We start from the raw sequence: 15,914 nt of genomic DNA on the forward strand, positions 1-15,914 counted from the left end.
GGACAACTCCCCGATTCTCCGTGACTCCACGGTTCACGCGCACACAGGGGAGTGCCATGACCCACCTTCAGGCGCCCGCAGGAGGGCGCACCGCGGCGGCCGGACGGGCGCGGCGCGCGGCGGACTGGGCGGACGGCCGGCTCGGCGTCTACAGCCTGGCCCAGGCGAACATCCGCAAGATCTTCCCGGACCACTGGTCCTTCATGCTGGGCGAGATCTGCCTCTACAGCTTCGTCGTGATCATCCTGACCGGCGTCTACCTGACGCTGTTCTTCACGCCGAGCATGGCCGAGACCGTCTACCACGGCAGCTACGGCCCGCTCCGGGGCGTGCGGATGTCGGAGGCGTACGCGTCGACCCTGGACATCAGCTTCGAGGTGCGCGGCGGACTGCTGATCCGTCAGATCCACCACTGGGCGGCGCTGGTGTTCGTCGCCGCGATGTTCGTGCACATGATGCGGGTGTTCTTCACCGGGGCGTTCCGCAAGCCGCGCGAGGTCAACTGGGTGTTCGGCTTCCTGCTGCTGTTCCTCGGCCTGCTGGACGGCTTCTTCGGCTACTCGCTGCCGGACGACCTGCTCTCCGGCACGGGCATCCGGTTCGTCGAGGGCGTGGTGCTGGCGCTGCCGCTGGTGGGCACGTACGTCCAGATGTTCCTGTTCGGCGGGGAGTTCCCGGGGACGGACATCGTGCCGCGGTTCTTCACCGTCCACGTGCTGCTGGTCCCGGGCGTCATGCTGGGGCTGCTGGTGGCGCACCTGATCCTGGTCTTCTACCACAAGCACACCCAGTGGGCCGGGCCCGGCCGGACCGAGCAGAACGTCGTCGGCATGCCGCTGATGCCGGTCTACCTGGCGAAGGCGGGCGGCTTCTTCTTCCTGGTCTTCGGCATCATCGCGGCCGTCTCCGCGATCGCCACGATCAACCCGATCTGGGCGTACGGCCCGTACCGTCCCGACCAGGTGTCCACCGACGCCCAGCCGGACTGGTACATGGGCTTCGCGGAGGGGCTGATCCGGGTGATGCCCGGGTGGGAGGTGGGCCTCTGGGGACACACGCTGAACCTGGGCATCCTGATCCCGTTCCTGGCGTTCCCCGCAGTGCTGGGCGCAATCGCCGCGTACCCGTTCCTGGAGGCGTGGATCACCCGCGACAGCCGGGAGCGGCACCTGCTGGACCGTCCGCGCAACGTGCCGGTCCGGACCGCGCTGGGCGCGGCGTGGATCAGCCTCTACCTGGTGCTGCTGGCCGGCGGCGGGAACGACCTGTTCGCCACCCACCTGCACCTGTCGCTCAACACCATCACCTACGCGGTGCGGGTCGGCGTGTTCACCGTGCCGGTCGCGGTCTTCGCGGTCACCAGGCGCTGGTGCCTGGGGCTGCAGCGGCGGGACCGGGAGAAGGTGCTGCACGGGCGGGAGTCGGGCGTCATCAGGCGGCTGCCGACCGGCGAGTTCGTCGAGGCCCACACCCCGCTCCCGCAGGCCGAGTTGCACGCCCTGACCGCCCACGAGCAGCACCGTCCGGCCGAACTCCCCTCCCCCGTCGACGGGAACGGCGTCGCCCGCCGGGCCGGTGCGGTGGAACGGTTCCGCGTGCGGCTCTCCGCGGCCTGGTTCGGCCCGTCCGGCCAGATCGCCAAGCCCACCGCCGGGGAGTACCGGGAGGCGGTCGCCCACGGCGGGCTCCCCGACGGCCGGCTGCGCCTCGTCCCCGCCCCGGCCGAGCGGCGCGAGGCGGCGGAAGAGGCGCACCGGGCCCCCGCCGACGGGCCGCGCCGGTGACCGGCCGGACCCGGGCGGCGGACGAACTCGCCGACACCCGTTACCTGTTGCTGACCACCTTCGAGGAGGACGGCACCCCGGCGGCTACCGCCACCTGGGTGGTTCCGGACGGCCCGGCCGCCCTGGGCGTCTGGGCGCCGGCCGACTCGGCGGCGGTGCGCCGGGTCCGGGCCCGGCCCGGGGTGCTGGTCTCCCGCTGCGACGCGTACGGCCGGGCGGTGGGCGGCCGGCTGCCGGCCCGGGCGGCGGTCTGCGACCCGCAGGACACCGCCCGGTACCGCACCGAACTGATCCACAAGTACGGGCTGACCGCGCTGCTCACCCTCGCCCGCAGCCGCATCCGGCTCGGCCTGGACGGCACCGTCGGCATCCGCATCACCCTGGCCGCCCCGGACCGCCTCCGGTTCGGCCGCAGCTGGCAGCCCTCGCCCTGGTACAGCCCCAACTGACGTCCACCTGCCCGGACTTGGCCGAAAACAGCGCCAGAGGGGCGCCCCGGTCGGCCCGGAACGCGCAGGCGCGCGCTCCGGGCCGACGGAGTCCCTACGGGTGCACGCTCCGCAGTAGGTCGGCGATCTGACGCTCGTCCAGCAGCGGGCGGGTGTCGCGGGCGATCCTCTCGACGGTGGCCAGGTGCCGCTCCAGCGCCTCCTGGTCGCCGCGGGCGGCGGCCAGCCGGGCGGCGACCCGCGGGGCGATCCGGTGCCCGGGGTACACCTCGAACACCTCGTCCAGGGCGGCGCCGCACTCGTCGAGCCGGCCCAGGTCCAGCAGGGTCTCGGCGATCTCCACCCGGGGGTCCAGCGGGCCGTCGCGGAACGGGCCGGGGTTGCGCCCGCCGGCGTCCTGGAACACCGTGAGCGCCTCCCGCAGCACCTTCAGGGCCTCCTCGTCGCGGCCCTGCCGGCGCAGCGCGAGGCCCAGCCAGTACGGGGCGCGGCGCTCCTTGCCGTCCGCGGCGGCCAGCCGCAGCAGCGGCTCCGCCTCGGCGCCGCGCTCCTGGTTGACCAGGGCGCGGCCGGCCAGGAAGGCGGGCACCGCCTCGCCCGCCTCGCCGGCGACGGCCCACAGCCGGGCGGCCTCCTGCCGGTCGCCGTACTCGTCGGACTTGTTCCCGCACCACCAGGCGGCCTTGGCCACGCCGCGGGCGGCGGCCCGGCGCAGCCAGAACTCGCCGTTCACCCGGTCGTCCAGGCGGAGGTGGAGCTGCCCGAGCTCCTCCATCGCCGCGGGGTCGCCAGCCTCGGCGGCGGGGCGGTACAGGGCGAGCAGGAACTCGGGTGCGGCGTTGGCGCGTTCGTGCAGCATCCGGCCGAGCGCGAGGCCCGCCCCGGGGTCGCCGGCCTCGAAGGCCCGGCGGTACCAGCGGACGGCCTCCGGCTGGTCGCGCCGGCGGTCCAGCAGCCGGGCCAGATCGAGGGCGGCCTGCCGGTCCCCCGTCTCGGCGGCGGCCCGCAGCTCGGGCAGACGGGCCTCCTCGGCGGGGTCCAGCAGGTGGTCGGGCTCGCGGCGGTGCCGCTCGACCGCGGCCAGCCGCTGGGCGAAGTCCTCGTCCTCGGGGCGGCGGCCGAACCACGCGGCGGCCTCGTCCAGGCGGCGCTGGCGGACCAGCAGCTGTCCGAGGTTCCAGCAGGCGTCCTCCCAGTCCCGCTCGGCGGCCGCCCGGTACCAGTGCTCGGCCTCCTCCAGCCGGCCCCGGTAGTCGTGGAGCAGGCCGAGCCGGTACGCCGCCTCGGTGTCACCGGTCGCGAACGCCTCGGCGAGCGCCTCCTCCGCCTCCTCGATCCGGCCCGCCCGGTAGAGCACCCACGCGTACGCGCAGGCGGCGCCGGTGACCCCCAGCCCGGCGGCCCGGCGGTAGTACGGCGCGGCCAGGTCGATCAGCGCGGGGTACCGGGCGTACGTCTCCCGGTCGGGGAACTCGGCGAGCACGTCCTCCCGCTCGGGGAACTCCTCGCGGAGCTCCTCCGGGTCCTCCTCGAACGTCATCTCGACCCGCTCGTCGAAGGACCACGCGTAGGCGATCCGCTCCAGCGCGCCGGTGGCGACGTGGTCACCGGCCGACTCGGCGCGGCGCAGCCGCTCCTCCGCCGCCTCGCGGTCGCCGTCCACCGTCAGGCGGAAGGTGGCGCCGTTGGTCATGCAGGCGAGGCTGCCGAGTTCGGCGCCGCGGTCGTACCACTCCAGGGCGCCGGCCACGTCGCCGGCGGCGCGGAGCAGTTCGGCGAGGCCGAAGGCGTTGTCGCCGTCGCGGGAGGCGGCGGTCCGGTACCAGCGCTCGGCGCTCTCGCGGTCGCCGCGGTCCTTCGCCAGGATCGCCCGCTTGCGGGCCGACAGCGCGTCACCGGCCAGTGCGGCCTGCTCCAGCCACGGCACCGCCTCGTCGAACAGCCCCATCGCGACCAGCACCTCGCCCAGGGCGGCGGCCGCCCCCGGCTCCTGCACCTCCGCCGCGGCGGTCAGCGCCTCCCGCGCCTCCTCGTACCGCCGCTCCCCCTGCCACCGCCGGCCCTCGGCCAGCAGCTCCGCACCCGTCCCCGTGATCTCACTCATGCCGCCCGACCCTAACCCACCCGCCCCGACGCAATCGTGCACACCGGGGCCGCGTGGGGGCACCTCCCAAGTGGTGCCCCCGAACGGTCCGGCAGGCTCAGAGCAGCGCCGCCACCATCTCCGCGAACTCCGCCGGGGCGACCACGCGGATCCCCAGCTCCTCCGCCTTGGCCCGCTTGGAGCCGGCCTTCTCACCGGCCACCAGCAGGGTGGTCCGCTTGGAGACGGAGGACGAGGCCTTGCCGCCCGCCCGCTCGATGAGTTCGTTCATCTCGGTGCGGGAGAGTTCGGCGAGCGGGCCGGTCATGGTGCCGGTCACCACGACGGCGTGGCCGTCCAGCGGGCCGGCCTCAGCCTCGGCACCGGCGTCGTCGCCGGTCTCCGGCAGCGGTTCGCCGACGCCGATCCCGAGCGCTGCGAGCTTGTCCAGCACCGGTGCCAGTTCGGCCAGTTCGGCGACGACCACGGTGGCCTTCTCCGGTCCGATGCCCTCGACCTCGGCGAGCCCCTCCAGCCCGGCGGCGCGGATCGCGGCCATGGTGCCGAAGTGGGCGGCGATCCGGCGGGACATGGAGCGGCCGGTGCCGCGGACGCCGAGCGCGCAGAACACCCTGCCCAGCGGCTGGCTGCGGGCGGTCTCGATGGCGGCGAGCAGGTTGTCGGCGCTGGTCGCGCCCATCCGCTCCAGGCCGAGGAGCTGCTCGCGGGTGAGGGTGAACAGGTCGGCGACGTCGGCCACCAGGCCGGAGTCGACGAGCTGGACGGCGCGGGTGCCGCCGAGGCCCTCGATGTCGAGCTGGTCGCGGCCGGCGGCGTAGCGGATCGAGGCGACGGCCTGGCAGGCGCGGCCCCGGACGCAGCGCCAGCGCTGCTGGGAGGTGTCGATGGCGTCGCCGCAGCGCGGGCAGACGGACGGGAACTCGATCGGCTGCTCGGCGCCGGTGCGCTGGTCGACCAGGGGCGCCTCGACCCGCGGGATGACGTCGCCGGCGCGGTGGACGAAGACCTGGTCGCCGATCAGCAGGCCTCGGCGGGTGATGTCGGCGGGGTTGTGCAGGGTGGCGTAGGTGACGGTGACACCGTCGACCACCACGGGCTCCAGGACGGCGCGGGGGGCGATGACGCCGGTCCGGCCGACGTTCCACTCGACGCCGAGCAGGCGGGTGACCTTGTGGACGGCGGGCAGCTTGTACGCGACGGCCCAGCGGGGGGCGCGCGAGCCGGAGCCGGCCTGCTCCTGGTCGGCGGCGGCGTCGGCCTTGACCACGATGCCGTCGATGCCGAAGGGCAGGGCGGCGCGCAGGGCGGCGATCTCGGCGACCCGCTCCCCGATCTCCTCGACGCTCGCGCAGCGCCGGGGCTGGGCGGCGGTGCTGGCGGCGGTGTTGGCGCCGAGCCCGGCGAGGCGGGCGAGCAGCTCGCTGTGGGCGAGGTCGCCGAGGCCGAGGGCCGCGTAGGCGAAGAAGGTGAGCTCGATCCGGTACGGCCGGTCCTTGGCGCGGAGGGTGCCGGCGGCGCCGTTGCGCGGGTTGGCGAAGGGGGTGGCGCCGTGGGCGGTGCGGACGGCGTTGGCCTGCTCGAACTGGTCCTGGGTGAGCAGCACTTCGCCGCGAAGCTCGACGTCGATCGGCTCGGCGAGCTCGGCGGGCAGGCCGAGGACGGTGCCGGCGGCGTGCGAGATGTCCTCGCCGGCGAGGCCGTCGCCGCGGGTGATCAGCTGGGTGAGACGGCCGGCGCGGTACCGGGCGGCGACGGCCAGGCCGTCCAGCTTGGGCTCGACGCACCAGCCGGCGACCGGGCGGCCGAGCCGGCGCTCCAGGCCGGCGGCCCAGGAGGCGAGCTCCTCCTCGTTGAAGACGTTGTCGAGGCTGAGCATCGGCACCGAGTGCGGGACGTCGCCGACGGCGGCGCCGCCGGAGACCTTGCCGGTCGGCGACTGCGACAGCGCCTCGCCGGGGTGGGCGGTCTCGTACGCCTCGATGGCGCGCAGCAGGGCGTCGTACTCGTCGTCGCCGAGCGGGGTCGAGCCGTCGGTGTAGTAGGCCGCGGCCGCCTCGACGGCGGTGGTGACGGCATCGGCGTAGTCAGCGGGAGAGGCCAGAACGGCTGCGTCCTTCATGCCGAACATCATCTCGAACAGCACTGACAGTGCGGCTCGCGCCCGACTCGCTCCTCCGGGAATCACCGTGCGCGCCGGCCTCTACGGCTGGGCCTCCGGCGGGGTCCACCAGGTCCGGTCGCAGGTGCCGTCCTCCCGAACCGTCGTGCCCGTACGATCACTTCCGGGTGCGGCGGCAGGGGCCGTAGCCGGCGCGCGGCCGAGCGACTGAGCGGCCTTGCGGCCGTCAGCCGGGTGCCTCCGATCGGGAGCAGGGAGCCGTCGACATGCAGGTGGGATTCATCGGACTCGGCGGCATGGGCCGCGTGATGGCGCGGCGGCTGCTCGCGGCCGGGCACGAGGTGACGGTGTGGAACCGTTCGCCCGGGCCGGTCGACGAGCTGGCCGCCGAGGGCGCCCGGCCGGCCGGGCGGCTGGCCGAGGCGCTGGAGGCGGAGGTGGCCGTCTCCATGCTCGCCGACGACGCGGTGGTGGAATCCCTGCTGCTGGACGGGGAGTTGCTGGCGTCGGCGGCGGTGGCCGTCCACGTCAACATGGCCACGGTCTCGCCGGCCCTGGCCCGCCGCGCCGCCGAGCTGCACGCCGCACACGGGATCGGCTACGTCGCCGCGCCGGTCCTCGGCCGGACCGACGTGGCCGCCGCGGGCAACCTCAACATCCTGGCGGCCGGGGAGGGTTCGTACCTGGACCGGGTGGCCCCGCTGTTCGAGGCGATGGGCCGCCGGACCTGGCGGCTGGGCGAGCAGCCGCACCTGGCCAACCTGGCCAAGGTGTGCGCCAACCTCACGCTGGTGTCGGCGGTCGAGGCGGTGGCCGAGGCCTCGGCGCTGGCGGAGGCCGGCGGGCTCCCGGCCGGCGACCTGCTGGAGGTGCTCACCGGCACCGTCTTCCCCGGCCCGGTCTACTCCGGTTACGGCGCGATGATCGCCGAGGACCGGTACGAGCCGGCGGCGTTCCGGCTGGCGCTCGGGCTCAAGGACGTGGATCTCGCCCTGGCGGCCGGCCGGGACGGCGAGGTGCGGCTCCCGCTGGCCGCGCTGCTGCGGGACGCCCTGGCGGAGTCGGTGGCCGACGGCGCCGGCGACCTCGACCTGGCGGCGCTCGGCCGGACCGCCCGCCGCCGTACCGGGAAGGGCTGACGGACCGCGGGGAGACCCCTTTTTCGTCGTATTGACGAGAACGCGCGAGCCGCGTTATCGTCACACCGACGAGAAAGGGGTCTCCACCATGGCCGACATCACCCGCCGCTTCGGTTTCCGCCACCTGCGCGCCGCGCCCACCTCCCACGTCCGCCACCTGCGCCGCGGCGAGGTGGCCCACGACGGCACCGGGCTCGCCTTCTGGTTCCGCCCGCTGGCCGCCGCGATATCCGAGATCCCGGCGGACGACCGGGAGTTGGCCATGCTCTTCCACGCCCGCACCGCCGACTTCCAGGACCTCGCCGTCCAGGCCACGGTCACGTACCGGATCTCCGACCCGGCCGTCACCGCCGCCCGCGTGGACTTCGGCATCGACCCGGACACCGGCGCCTGGCGCGCCGAACCGCTGGAGCAGCTCGGCACCCTGCTCACCGAGACCGCCCAGCAGCACGCCCTGGAACTGATCGCCCGGACCCCGCTGGCCACCGCCCTCGCCGAGGGCATCACCGCCGTCCGCGACACCGTCTCCGCGGGTCTCACCGCCGACCCCCGGCTCGCCGAGATCGGCCTCACCGTGATCGCCGTCCGGGTCACCGCGCTGCGCCCGGAGGCCGAGATGGAGCGCGCCCTGCGCACCCCGGCCCGGGAGCTGGTCCAGCAGGAGGCCGACCGCGCCACCTACGAGCGGCGGGCCGTCGCGGTCGAGCGCGAGCGCGCCATCGCCGAGAACGAACTCGCCAGCCAGATCGAACTCGCCCGACGCGAGGAGGAGTTGGTCGCCCAGAAGGGTGCCAACGCCCGCCTCGACGCCGAGCACAAGGCTGCCGCCGACGCGGTGCGCGCCGAGGCCGAGGCCGCCCGCCGCACCCGGCTGGCCGGCGCCGAGGCCGAGTCCGCCCGGATCCTAGCCCAGGCCCAGGCCGCCTCCGACCGCGAACTCGGCGCCGCGAAGGCCGCCGCCGAGGAGGCCTGGCTGGCCGCCCACCAGCAGGCCGGCCCCGAGGTCCTCCAGGCCCTGGCCCTGATCCGGCTGGCCGAGCACCTGCCGAAGATCGACAGCGTCACCCTCACCCCGGACGTCCTCACCGGCCTGCTCGGCCGCCTCGGCGCCGGCGGCGGTGACCGGCGGTGAGCCTCGCCCCCCGGGTGGTCCTGGTCCACCGCCGCACCGAGTACGAGGAGTTGCTCGCCCACCACGGCTCCCGGGGCCAGGCGGCGTTCTTCCTCGGCTCGCGCGGCCGCTCGCTGGACGAGGTCGAAGGCCGGCACCACCGCACCCTCGCCGCCCTCGCCGAGGTCGCGGCCGCCGTCCCGCTGGACTGGCGGCGCACCCGGGTCGAACGCGCGGACCTGGACCGCTTCCTGTTCTCCCCCGAGGACCTGGTCGTGGTGGTCGGCCAGGACGGGCTGGTGGCCAACACCGCCAAGTACCTGGCCGGGCAGCCGGTGATCGGCGTGGACACCGACCCCGGCCGCAACCCGGGCGTCCTGGTCCGGCACCGCAGCGAGGACGCCGCCGGGCTGCTGCGCGCGGCGGCCCTCGGCGGGTCCCGGCTGGAGGAGCGGACCATGGTCGAGGCGGTCGCCGACGACACCCAGCGACTGCTCGCGCTCAACGAGATCTACCTGGGGCAGAGCGGCCACCAGACCGCCCGCTACCGGATCTCGGCCGGCCGCGGCGGGGAGGAGGCCCAGGCCTCCTCCGGCGTCCTGGTCGGCACCGGCACCGGCGCCACCGGCTGGTGCCGCTCCACCTGGCTCGAACGGCGCAGCACCCTCGACCTGCCCGCCCCGACCGCCGCCCAGGTCGCCTGGTTCGTCCGCGAGGCGTGGCCCTCGCCGGTCACCGGCACCGAACGGGTCCAGGGCCTGCTCGGTGCGGTCGAACGGCTCACCGTCACCGTGGAGTCGGACCGGCTGGTGGCCTTCGGCGACGGGGTGGAGTCCGATGCCCTGCACCTCGCCTGGGGCCAGACGGTCCAGCTCGGCGTCGCCGCCGAACGGCTGCGCCTGCTCACCTGACCGGCCCCGGAGCACCCCGTGACGCCCCGTGACGGGGCCCGGCCGCCCCCGGTCGCGGTTCGCGCCGCGGGCCTATCCTGAAGACGGGGCGGGAGGAGGAGGCTGGCCATGGGCCGTAAGCGATTCGCACTGACCTTCCCGGGCGACCCCGGTGCCCACGCCGCGCAGGACGTGGTCGTGGTGGAGCCCACCGGGGACACCGGCCCGGGCGGCCATCCGGTCTACGCGGACGCCTCCGGCATCGTCCGGGCCGAGATCAGCGACCGCGGCGAGGTCCGCATGCTCGCCACCGGCGGCCACCAGACCCCCCGCACCCCCCTGATCGCCGAACCCCTGCCGTAAGGCGGCCCCTCACTCCACCCGCACCGCGATCAGACACGTGTCGTCGTCCGTGTCCGCCGGCGACCCCACCAACAGCCGGTCCAGGAACGCCTTCAGGTCCGGCCCCGGTGCCCCCGCCACCCGCAGCAGCGCCTCCAGGGAGTCGTCCAGCCCGCTGTCCCGCCGCTCGATCAGCCCGTCGGTGTAGAGCAGCAGCACGTCCCCCTCCCGCAGCGTGAGCACGACCTCCTCGTAGACGGCGTCGTCCTGCGCCCCGAGCAGGATCCCGTGCGGCAGTGGCAGCGGTTCGGCCCGCCCGTCCCGCAGCAGGACCGGCGGCAGGTGCCCGGCCCGGGCCCAGCGCAACTCCCGCCGGGTGGGGTCGTAGCGGGCGCAGACGGCGGTGGCGGTGGTGGGGTCGGGCAGCTGGGCGGTGACCGCGTTGAGCCAGCCGAGCAGCCGGCCGGGTCCCGCGCCGGTCGTGGCGAGCCCGCGCAGGGCGTTGCGCAGCGCGACCATGCCGGTGGCCGCCTCCACCCCGTGGCCGGCCATGTCACCGACGGTGAGCACGGCCTGCCCGTCGGGCAGGACGAAGACGTCGTACCAGTCGCCGCCGACCCGTTCGCGCTCGGCGGCCGGGCGGTAGCGGACGGCGGCGGTCAGGCCGGCCGCGGTGAGCGGCGGGGGTGCCGGGGGCAGGATGGCCCGCTGGAGGCGGAGGGCGAGGCGGTGGCGGTCGGCGGTCTCCTGTTCGCTGTCGATCAGCCGTTCGCGGGTGGCGGCGAGGGCGATCTCGGTCCAGTGCTGGGAGGAGACGTCCTGGTACGCGCCGCGGACGGCGACCAGCAGGCCGGACCGGTCGAGGACGGGTTCGGCGGCGGCCAGGGTGTAGCGGGTCGGGCCGTCGGGCCTGAGCAGCCGGAACACCGCCGAGGCGGGTCGGCGGCCGCGCAGCACGGTCCGGACGAGCCGGCGGACGACCGCGCGGTCGTCGGGGTGGGCGTGGGCGGCGAGGGCGACGAAGGGGGTGGGGTCGGCGTCGGGGCGCAGGCCGTGCAGCTCGCGCAGGCTGCGGCTCCAGAGGATGGCGCCGGTGCGCAGGTCCTCCTCGAAGCCGCCGACCCCGGCGAGCCGTTGGGCGGCCTCCAGCAGGGCGGCCTGCCGGGTCTCGGCGCCCTCGGGGCGCCAGCTGAGGAGCAGCAGCGGGCCGATGCGGGCGGCGCCGATCCGGACCTCGGTGGGCTGTTCCTCCGGGTGGAGGACCAGCCGCAGGGTGGCCTCGCCGGCCGGCACCCGGCCGCCGGCCTGGACCTCCAGCAGCAGGCCGAGCAGGCCGCCCGCGCAGGCAGCGGGGTAGCTCTCCACCAGGGTGGTGCCCTCCAGGACGTGCGGGGGCCGCTCGGCCGGGTCGGTGAACCGGGCGCCGGCGCGGAGGATCCGGAAGTCCACCGGCTCCCCGCCGCGGCGGTCGAGCACCGGTTCGAGGAGCAGGGCGGGGTCGAGAAGCGCGTCCAGCAGCGCCGCGGCCGCCTCTTCCTCGGGCCGCTCACCGGGCTCCGCACCGAACCGGCCGGCCGGCGTGTCCAGGGTCAGGGCGCAGACCTCGGCCAGGCCGCGGAGTTGGCGCCTGAGCCGGTCCGGGGGGACGGCGGGCGGCTCGGGCCAGCCCAGTTCGAGGACGCCGAGCAGCCGGCCGGACCGGCGGGCGGGCAGGGCGGCCCGGTGGCCGGCGGACCGGATGGCGACGCTCGGCCTGAGCCGGGGGGTCGGTCCCGGCCAGAGTTCGTCGCCGGTCCGGGCGGCCAGCTGGGCGGGGGTGTCCACGCCCGGGGGTACCCGGCGCCAGGCGGCGGCCTCCCCGGCGGGCACGCCCGCGTGGCCGGCGAGCTGCAGCACACCACCCGGCCGGACCTCCCAGATCGCCACCACCGTCACTCCGAGGGCCGCACCCGTCTGGTCCAGGACCGCCCGGGCGGTGGCCCCGACGGCCGGGTCCGTGGGCCCGGCCTGACCACCGCCGCCGGCCCGGTACGCCTCCGCCGGGTCGGCCGGCTCCCCGGTCGGCGAGCCCGGCTCGGCCTCCTGCGGCGGGGCGACCGCGTCCCCGACCACGTCGGCGGCGATCTCCCCCAGCGGAACGCCCGACTCCCGTGCGAGGCGCGCCAGTTGGTCGAGCGCGTCGGCCGGGCTGCAGGCCAGCCGCTCGGCGAGCATCCCGGTGGCGAGGTCCACCACCACCCGGCCGCCGAGCCGGGCCCTGAGCTCCTCGACCTCGCGGCGCAGCCGTTCGACCGCGGCCAGCTCACCGGGGGACGGCTGCCCGTCCGTACCGTGTCCCCGGGCCCGGCCCGCGGTGCCGCCCGCGGCTCGGGCCGGTCCGGCCGCACCCGACGGGCCCTCGGCCACGGCGGCTCACCCGTCCAGCCAGTGGCGGATCCGGCTCAGCAGGTGGCGGGCGTCCACCGGTTTGGTGACGTAGTCGTTGGCGCCGGCCGCGAGGGTGCGGTCCCGGTCCCCGGGCATCGCCTTCGCGGTCACCGCGATGATCGGGATGGCGGCGAAGTCGGCCATCTCGCGGATCGCGGCGGTGGCGGCGTAGCCGTCCAGTTCCGGCATCATGATGTCCATCAGGATGACGGCCACCTCGGGGTGGGCGTGCAGGGTCTCCAGCCCGACCCGGCCGTTCTCCGCGTGCAGGACCTTCGCCCCGTACTGCTCCAGCACGCCGGTGACCGCGAAGACGTTGCGCAGGTCGTCGTCGATCACCAGCACGGTACGCCCGGCCAGCGGCTCGGCGGCGTGTTCGGCCTCGCCCTCGCCCTGGGCCTCGGCCGCTCCCCCCGCCGTCCGGCCGGCGGCCTCCTGTGGCTCGCCGGCCGGCCGCGCCCCATGGACCGGCCCGGACCCCGGACGGGCGTCCGCCCCGGCCGGTCCCGGCGGGCGGGGCCGGACGCCGACCGGCAGGTGCAGGGTGAAGGTGCTGCCCTCGCCGAGGACGCTCTCCGTGGTGATCGTGCCGCCCAGCAGGTGGGCGAGTTCGCGGCTGATCGACAGGCCCAGCCCGGTGCCGCCGTACCGCCGGCTGGTGGTGCCGTCGGCCTGCTGGAAGGCGCCGAAGATGGCCTCCAGGTGGTCCTCGGCGATGCCGATGCCGGTGTCCCGGACGAGGAAGGCGAGGTAGGCCACCGACTCGTCCTGTCCGGCGAGTTCGGCGGGCAGGTCCTCGGCGGCCTCCGGTCCGATCACCAGCTCCACCCCGCCACGGTCGGTGAACTTCACGGCGTTGGACAGCAGGTTGCGCAGGATCTGCCGCAACCGGCCCTGGTCGGTGAGCAGTTCGGTGGGCAGGTCGGCCGCGGTGGCGACCCGGAAGTCCAGGTTCTTCTGCCCGGCCAGCGGGCGGAAGGTGGTCTCCACGTAGTCCAGCAGCTCGCGCAGCGGGAAGCGTTCGACGCTGACGTCCATCTTCCCGGCCTCGACTTTGGACAGGTCCAGGATGTCGTTGATCAGCTGCAGCAGGTCCGATCCGGCCGAGTGGATCACCTCGGCGTACTCGACCTGCTTGGCCGTCAGGTTGCCGGCCGGGTTCTGGGCGAGCAGCTGGGCGAGGATCAGCAGGCTGTTGAGCGGGGTGCGCAGCTCGTGGCTCATGTTGGCCAGGAACTCCGACTTGTACATCGAGGTGCGGGTCAACTGCTGGGCTCGGGCTTCGAGTTCGCGCCGGGCCTGGTCGATCTCCAGGTTCTTGGCCTCGATGTCGCGGTTCTGGGCGGCCAGCAGGGAGGCCTTCTCCTCCAGTTCGGCGTTGGAGCGGCGCAGCTCCTCCTGTCCGGTCTGCAACTCCACGGAGCGGGCCTGGAGTTCGGCGGTGAGCCGCTGCGACTCCTCCAGCAGGACGTCGGTGCGGGCGTTGGCCAGCAGGGTGGAGAGGTTGGTGCCGACCGCCTCGGTGAACTGAGCGAGCAGGCCGTGGTGCGCCTGGGTGAAGGGGCGCAGAGCGGCGAGTTCGACCACGCCGAGCAGTTGGTCCTCCACCACGATGGGCAGCACCCGCAGCTCCCGCGGCGAGGCGGCGCCCAGGCTGGAGGAGATGACGGCGTAGCCCGGCGGCAGGTCGGTGACGGAGATGGCCCGGCGGCTGCGGGCGGCCTGGCCGACCAGGGTCTCGCCGAGCCGGATCCGTGCGGGTCCGGCGTCGGCGCCGCGTCCGTACGAGCTGATCAGGACGAGTTCGGTGCCGCGGGGCGTCTCCTCGGCGAGGTAGAAGGCGCCGTACTGGGCGGAGACCAGCGGGGTGAGCTCGTCCATGATGAGTTCGGCGACGGCGGCCAGTTCGCGGTGGCCCTGGATGAGTCCGGTGAGCCGGGCGAGGTTGGTCTTGAGCCAGTCCTGTTCCTGGTTCTCGCGGGTGGTCTGGCGCAGCGACTCCACCATGGAGTTGATGTTGTCCTTGAGGTCGGCGACCTCGCCGGAGGCGTCGACGGTGATGGAGCGGGTCAGGTCGCCCTCGGCGACCGCGCCGGTGACCTCGGCGATGGCACGGACCTGGCGGGTGAGGTTGCCGGCCAGTTCGTTGACGTTCTCGGTGAGCCGCTTCCAGGTGCCGGAGACGCCCTCCACCTCGGCCTGGCCGCCGAGCCGGCCCTCGCTGCCGACCTCGCGGGCCACCCGGGTGACCTCGGCGGCGAACGAGGAGAGCTGGTCGACCATGGTGTTGATGGTGGTCTTGAGTTCCAGGATCTCGCCGCGGGCGTCCACGTCGATCTTGCGGGTGAGGTCGCCCTGGGCGACGGAGGTGGTGACCTGGGCGATGTTGCGGACCTGGTTGGTGAGGTTGTTGGCCATCGAGTTGACGTTGTCGGTGAGGTCCTTCCAGGTGCCGGCCACGTTGGCGACCCGGGCCTGGCCGCCGAGGATGCCCTCGGTGCCGACCTCGCGGGCGACCCGGGTGACCTCGTCGGCGAAGGTCGAGAGGGTGTCCACCATGGTGTTGAGGGTGCCGGCCAGGGCGGCGACCTCGCCCTTGGCCTCGACGGTGATCTTCTGCGACAGGTCGCCGCGGGCCACCGCGGTGGCCACCTGGGAGATGCTGCGGACCTGCGCGGTGAGGTTGGAGGCCATCACGTTGACGTTCTCGGTGAGGTCCCTCCAGGTGCCGGAGACCCCGCGGACGGTGGCCTGACCGCCGAGGTCGCCCTCGGTGCCGACGGCCCGGGCGACCCGGGTGACCTCGTCGGCGAAGGCGGACAGCCGGTCGACCATGGTGTTGAGGGTCTCCTTGAGCACCAGGATCTCGCCGCGGGCGTCCACCCGGATCCGCTGGGTGAGGTCGCCCTTGGCCACCGCGGTGGCGACCTGGGCGATGCTGCGGACCTGCGCGGTGAGGTTGCCGGCCATGGAGTTCACCGAGTCGGTGAGGTCCCGCCAGGTGCCGGAGACGTCCCGGACGTCCGCCTGGCCGCCGAGCCGGCCCTCGGTGCCCACCTCCCGGGCCACCCGCGTCACCTCCCCGGCGAACGAGGAGAGCTGGTCGACCATGGTGTTGACGGTGTTCTTCAGGGCGAGGATCTCGCCGCGGGCGTCCACCTCGATCTTCTGGGTGAGGTCGCCCTTGGCCACCGCCGTGGTCACCTGGGCGATGTTGCGGACCTGCCCGGTGAGGTTGCCGGCCATCGCGTTGACCGACTCGGTGAGGTCCCGCCAGCTGCCGGAGACGTCCCGGACGTCCGCCTGGCCGCCGAGCCGGCCCTCGGTGCCCACCTCCCGGGCCACCCGGGTCACCTCGGAGGTGACCCGGGAGAGCTGGTCGGCCATGTCGTTGAAGACCGCCGCGATCTCGCCCAGCACGCCGGGCCGGCCGACCGGCAGCCGGGTGCCGAAGTCGCCGTCGCGGACCGCGGTGAGACCGCCGAGCAGCTGCCGGAGGGCCTCCTCCGGCAGCCGTTCGCGGTCGGGCTCTGCGCGCTCGTTCATCGG

The 15,914-nt window shown here is 74.9% G+C and carries 10 protein-coding genes; 6 read left to right on the top strand and 4 right to left on the bottom strand.

The annotated features are described in order from the left end of the window. Positions 1 to 56 precede the first annotated feature (56 nt). Together ABWK59_RS06960 and ABWK59_RS06965 are read left to right on the top strand one after the other, a co-directional pair. On the top strand, positions 57 to 1,784 hold the full coding sequence (locus tag ABWK59_RS06960; RefSeq protein WP_354638782.1) for a cytochrome b: 1,728 nt from the start codon (positions 57 to 59) through the stop codon (positions 1,782 to 1,784). Continuing rightward, complete coding sequence (locus ABWK59_RS06965; RefSeq protein WP_354638784.1) at positions 1,781 to 2,233, top strand: PPOX class F420-dependent oxidoreductase; 453 nt, start codon at positions 1,781 to 1,783, stop codon at positions 2,231 to 2,233. Before ABWK59_RS06960 ends, ABWK59_RS06965 begins: the two co-directional genes overlap by 4 nt. A gap of 94 nt (positions 2,234 to 2,327) precedes the next feature. Here the strand turns inward: ABWK59_RS06965 and ABWK59_RS06970 are convergent, their stop codons facing one another. Both ABWK59_RS06970 and ligA read right to left on the bottom strand, forming a co-directional pair. Further along, complete coding sequence (locus tag ABWK59_RS06970) at positions 2,328 to 4,337, bottom strand: tetratricopeptide repeat protein (protein ID WP_354638786.1); 2,010 nt, start codon at positions 4,335 to 4,337, stop codon at positions 2,328 to 2,330. 97 nt (positions 4,338 to 4,434) lie between these two features. Continuing rightward, positions 4,435 to 6,465 carry an NAD-dependent DNA ligase LigA gene (gene ligA, locus ABWK59_RS06975; protein ID WP_420492908.1) on the bottom strand — a complete coding sequence of 677 codons (2,031 nt, stop codon included), beginning with the start codon at positions 6,463 to 6,465 and terminating at the stop codon, positions 4,435 to 4,437. Positions 6,466 to 6,722: 257 nt separating this feature from the next. On the opposite strand from ligA, the gene ABWK59_RS06980 reads away from it, so the two are divergent. From ABWK59_RS06980 to ABWK59_RS06995, 4 genes are all read left to right on the top strand, one after another. Beyond that, entirely contained in the window at positions 6,723 to 7,595 is an 873-nt protein-coding gene (locus ABWK59_RS06980) for an NAD(P)-dependent oxidoreductase (RefSeq protein ID WP_354638789.1), read from the top strand. A gap of 88 nt (positions 7,596 to 7,683) precedes the next feature. Then, the gene (locus ABWK59_RS06985; RefSeq protein ID WP_354638791.1) at positions 7,684 to 8,727 is read left to right on the top strand and encodes an SPFH domain-containing protein; all 1,044 of its coding nucleotides are present in this window, start codon (positions 7,684 to 7,686) and stop codon (positions 8,725 to 8,727) included. Continuing rightward, positions 8,724 to 9,617 (top strand): hypothetical protein, encoded by an 894-nt coding sequence (locus ABWK59_RS06990; protein ID WP_354638792.1) that lies wholly within the window; start codon positions 8,724 to 8,726, stop codon positions 9,615 to 9,617. Before ABWK59_RS06985 ends, ABWK59_RS06990 begins: the two co-directional genes overlap by 4 nt. A 108-nt stretch (positions 9,618 to 9,725) precedes the next feature. Continuing rightward, entirely contained in the window at positions 9,726 to 9,959 is a 234-nt protein-coding gene (locus ABWK59_RS06995) for a DUF6296 family protein (RefSeq protein ID WP_354638794.1), read from the top strand. Between the two features lie 9 nt (positions 9,960 to 9,968). On the opposite strand, the gene ABWK59_RS07000 is transcribed toward ABWK59_RS06995, so the two are convergent. Both ABWK59_RS07000 and ABWK59_RS07005 read right to left on the bottom strand, forming a co-directional pair. Then, entirely contained in the window at positions 9,969 to 12,344 is a 2,376-nt protein-coding gene (locus tag ABWK59_RS07000) for a SpoIIE family protein phosphatase (protein WP_354638796.1), read from the bottom strand. Between the two features lie 6 nt (positions 12,345 to 12,350). Then, positions 12,351 to 15,911, bottom strand: a complete 3,561-nt coding sequence (locus ABWK59_RS07005; RefSeq protein WP_354638798.1) for a HAMP domain-containing protein — start codon at positions 15,909 to 15,911, stop codon at positions 12,351 to 12,353. Between the last annotated feature and the right edge of the window lie 3 nt (positions 15,912 to 15,914).

Origin of the sequence: Kitasatospora sp. HUAS MG31, assembly GCF_040571325.1 — a bacterium.
Taxonomy (GTDB): Bacteria; Actinomycetota; Actinomycetes; order Streptomycetales; family Streptomycetaceae; genus Kitasatospora; species Kitasatospora camelliae.

Bases quoted from the DNA above. Each gene is read 5' to 3' on its own strand.
- ABWK59_RS06960 (WP_354638782.1), top strand. From the start codon at position 57: ATGACCCACCTTCAGGCGCCCGCAGGAGGGCGCACCGCGGCGGCCGGA.
- ABWK59_RS06970 (WP_354638786.1), bottom strand. From the start codon at position 4,337: ATGAGTGAGATCACGGGGACGGGTGCGGAGCTGCTGGCCGAGGGCCGG.
- ligA (WP_420492908.1), bottom strand. From the start codon at position 6,465: ATGTTCGGCATGAAGGACGCAGCCGTTCTGGCCTCTCCCGCTGACTAC.
- ABWK59_RS06980 (WP_354638789.1), top strand. From the start codon at position 6,723: ATGCAGGTGGGATTCATCGGACTCGGCGGCATGGGCCGCGTGATGGCG.
- ABWK59_RS06985 (WP_354638791.1), top strand. From the start codon at position 7,684: ATGGCCGACATCACCCGCCGCTTCGGTTTCCGCCACCTGCGCGCCGCG.
- ABWK59_RS06995 (WP_354638794.1), top strand. From the start codon at position 9,726: ATGGGCCGTAAGCGATTCGCACTGACCTTCCCGGGCGACCCCGGTGCC.
- ABWK59_RS07005 (WP_354638798.1), bottom strand. From the start codon at position 15,911: ATGAACGAGCGCGCAGAGCCCGACCGCGAACGGCTGCCGGAGGAGGCC.